At 69.8% G+C, this 3,296-nt stretch carries 4 protein-coding genes and 1 pseudogene; 3 read left to right on the forward strand and 2 right to left on the reverse strand.

Annotated features, from left to right (window positions below; genetic code table 11):
• Nucleotides 1-175 precede the first annotated feature (175 nt).
• Nucleotides 176-814 carry a Smr/MutS family protein gene (locus tag H0U68_RS19095; RefSeq protein WP_296358488.1) on the reverse strand — a complete coding sequence of 213 codons (639 nt, stop codon included), beginning with the start codon at nt 812-814 and terminating at the stop codon, nt 176-178.
• 11 nt (nt 815-825) lie between these two features.
• Nucleotides 826-1,503: a DNA repair protein RadC gene (radC, locus tag H0U68_RS19100; protein WP_296358489.1), complete on the reverse strand. Its 678-nt coding sequence runs from the start codon at nt 1,501-1,503 to the stop codon at nt 826-828.
• Nucleotides 1,504-1,539: 36 nt separating this feature from the next.
• Here radC and H0U68_RS19105 point away from each other — a divergent pair, with 36 nt between their 5' ends.
• The 3 genes and pseudogenes from H0U68_RS19105 to H0U68_RS19115 form a co-directional block, all read left to right on the forward strand.
• Complete coding sequence (locus H0U68_RS19105; RefSeq protein WP_296358490.1) at nt 1,540-2,016, forward strand: FKBP-type peptidyl-prolyl cis-trans isomerase; 477 nt, start codon at nt 1,540-1,542, stop codon at nt 2,014-2,016.
• Nucleotides 2,013-2,972, forward strand: a complete 960-nt coding sequence (gene ispH, locus H0U68_RS19110) for a 4-hydroxy-3-methylbut-2-enyl diphosphate reductase (RefSeq protein ID WP_296358491.1) — start codon at nt 2,013-2,015, stop codon at nt 2,970-2,972. Before H0U68_RS19105 ends, ispH begins: the two co-directional genes overlap by 4 nt.
• A 136-nt stretch (nt 2,973-3,108) precedes the next feature.
• Nucleotides 3,109-3,296, forward strand: a pseudogene (locus H0U68_RS19115) (serine--tRNA ligase); the annotation flags it as partial.

Here is a 3,296-nt window from a genome sequence, read left to right on the forward strand (position 1 = left end):
GTGGAGGGCAGTGGTTGGGGTGCCCGGGCGCAGGGTCCATTCACGGTCGCTACAGAGCTTGCGCGGCACCACCATGTTGACGACGAGATGTCCGCGCGCCAGGGCAGACGCCCGCGAGCGTGATCCCGGAGCCCGGGCACCCCAGCCACTGCCCGATGCCACCACGCAGGCGATCTCAGCCCGAAGGCTTCAACAGCACGACGACCGCCCCCGCACCGCCTTCGTCCCCCCGCGCCTGCACGAACGCCAGCACCTCGTTCTTCTGGATCAGCCAGCTGTGCACCTTGCCCTTGAGCACCGGGGTCTTGCCCGGGGAGCGCAGGCCCTTGCCGTGCACCACGCGCACGCAGCGCAAGCCGGTGCGGTACGACTCGCGGACGAAGCCGGCGAGCGCCTCGCGCGCATCTTCCCGCCGCAGGCCGTGCAGGTCGATCTCGCCCTGGATGCTCCATTCGCCGCGGCGCAGCTTGCGCGTCACGTCGGTGCCGACGCCGGGGCGGCGAAAGCTCATCGCGTCGTCCACGTCCAGCAGCGTGCCGGCGTCGAACTCGTCGCTGATGGCCTCCTTTAGCACGCGCTGGTCGTCCAGCTGGCGCTGTACCGGAATCGGCGCGGGCGGGTCGTTGGCCAGCAGCACGCGGCCGTTCGGGCGCAGCGGTTCCACCTTGCCGGCGGCCCGGGCGAACAGGGTGGCGTCGGCATGCGCGCGGCGCTGCGCCACCTGGCGGCGCAACTGTTCCTCTGCGGCTAAACGCTGCTGCTCGGCCACCTTGTCGCGGATGGCCTTGAGTCCCTGCAGCGATTTCGCCTTCATGACAGTCCTTGCTACATCAGGCCGGCTTCGGCCATCGACAGCGCGCCGCCCGGCGCCACGATCACGTGGTCCAGCACGCGCACGTCGACCAGCGCGAGCGCGGCCTTCAGCGTGTGCGTGAGCGCCTCGTCGGCGCGCGAAGGCTGCACCGCGCCGCTGGGGTGGTTGTGCGCCAGCACCACCGAGGCGGCCTGGCGGTGCAGCGCGCGCAGCACCACTTCGCGCGGATAGACCGACGTCTGCGTCAAGGTGCCGCGAAACAGTTCGTCCATGGCGATCAGCCGGTTCTGCGCGTCCAGGAACAGCGCGGCGAACACCTCATGCGGCCGGTGCGCCAGATGCAGCTGCAGGTAATTTTTCACGGCCTCGGGCGAGCCGAACACCTCGCGCTGCCGCAACTGCTGGGCCATGGCGCGGCGCGCCAGCTCCAGCACCGCGATCAGCTGCGTGCGCTTGGCGGGGCCGCCCAGGCCCTTGAAGCGCTTGAGGTCGTCCACGTCGGCATGCAGCAACCCGGCGATGCCACCGAATTCGTCCAGCAACTGGCTCGCCATCTGCAGCACGCCGTTGCCGGCGGTGCCGGTGCGCAGCAGCAGGGCCAGCAGTTCGCTGTCGGCCAGCGCACCTGCGCCGCGGGCCAGCAGCTTTTCGCGGGGTTGGGCATCGGGGGGGAGGTCTTTGAGGCGCATGGTTCTTACAATGAGGCCCAGTTTATCGGGACTTCCATGGCCTCCTCCTCGCTTCGCGTCCACGCGGGCTCGTTTCTCACGCTGCACTACCGCCTGTCCGGCCCGGGCGGCGACATCATCAATACCTTCCACGACAAGCCCGCCACGCTCACGCTGGGCACGGGCGAGCTGTCGCCGGCGGTGGAGCAGCGCCTGATCGGGCTGGAAGAGGGCGCGCGCGCCAGCTTCGAGATTCCGGCCGGCGAGGCCTTCGGCGAACGCAACCCGGAGATGGTGCAGTGGGTGGCGCGCAAGCTGCTGGTGCAAATGGGCGACCCCGATGAAGACTATGCCGTGGGCGACGTGGTGCAGTTCCCCACGCCCGACGGCATGGGCCAGTACGCCGGCGCCGTGCGCCAGGTGGCCGAGGACAAGGACGGCGACGGCAAGCCCGACTCGGTGCTGTTCGATTTCAACCACCCGCTCGCGGGCCAGCCCGTCACCTTCGAGGTGCAGGTGATCGGAGTGTTATGAACGCCCCGCACGAAGTGCTGCTGGCCGAGCCGCGAGGCTTCTGCGCCGGCGTGGACCGCGCCATCGAGATCGTCGAGCGCGCGCTCGCGAAATTCGGCGCGCCGATCTACGTGCGCCACGAGATCGTGCACAACACCTACGTGGTGAACGACCTCAAGCACAAGGGCGCGATCTTCATCGAGGACCTGGCCGAGGTGCCGCCCGGCGCCACGCTCGTCTTCAGCGCGCACGGCGTTTCGCAGGCGGTGCGCCTGGAGGCCGCCGAACGCGGCTTCTCGGTTTTCGACGCCACCTGCCCGCTCGTGACCAAGGTCCATGTCGAGGTCGCGAAGCTGGCCAAGCTCGGCTACGAGTTCATCATGATCGGCCACAAGGGGCACCCCGAAGTCGAGGGGACCATGGGGCAGCTCGAGCATGGGATCCACCTCGTCGAGGACGTCGCCGACGTCGCCCTCGTCGACATCGCGCCGGGCCAGCCGCTCGCTGTCGTCACGCAGACGACCCTGTCGGTCGACGACGCTGCGGAGATCCTCGCCGCGGTGCAGCGCCGCTTTCCCGACGTGCGCCAGCCCAAGCAGCAGGATATCTGCTACGCGACGCAGAACCGGCAGGACGCGGTCAAGGTGCTGGCGCCCGGCGTCGACGTCCTCGTCGTGGTGGGCAGCCCGAGCAGCTCGAACAGCAACCGGCTGCGCGAGCTGGCGGAGCGGCTCGGCGCCGACGCCTACATGGTCGATGCCGCCGACGACCTGCAGGCGGCGTGGTTCGAGGGCAAGCGCCGCGTCGGCGTCACCGCGGGCGCGTCGGCGCCCGAGGTGCTGGTCCAGCAGGTCATCGAGCGCTTGCGTGCCCTCGGCGCCGTGTCGGTGCGCACCCTCGCGGGCACGCCGGAGACTGTCCACTTTCCCTTGCCGCTCGGTCTGGGCGACAAGTCGATGGGAATCGTCAAGGGCTGAGGTCCGAGGGCTTCGCCCTGGAGTGTGGACAGCCGCATTCTCCGGCGTGTCAGCGCCGGCAGGGCGGGGGAACCCGGTGGCGCGCAGCCCGATCCCTACAATCCCGCTCCCTGCTCCTCCACGCGCCGCCACTTCCATGCTCGACATCACGCTCCTGCGCAAGGACCTCGCGCAGGTCATCGCCCGACTGGACACGAGGAAGTCGCCGCAGCCCTTCCTCGACGCGGCGCGGTTCGGCGAGCTCGAAGGCGAGCGCAAGTCGCTGCAGACGCATACCGAAGAGCTGCAGGCGCGGCGCAACGCGCTCTCGAAGGAGATCGGCCG

Origin of the sequence: Ramlibacter sp. (genome assembly GCF_013697775.1) — a bacterium.
GTDB lineage: Bacteria > Pseudomonadota > Gammaproteobacteria > Burkholderiales > Burkholderiaceae_C > Ramlibacter.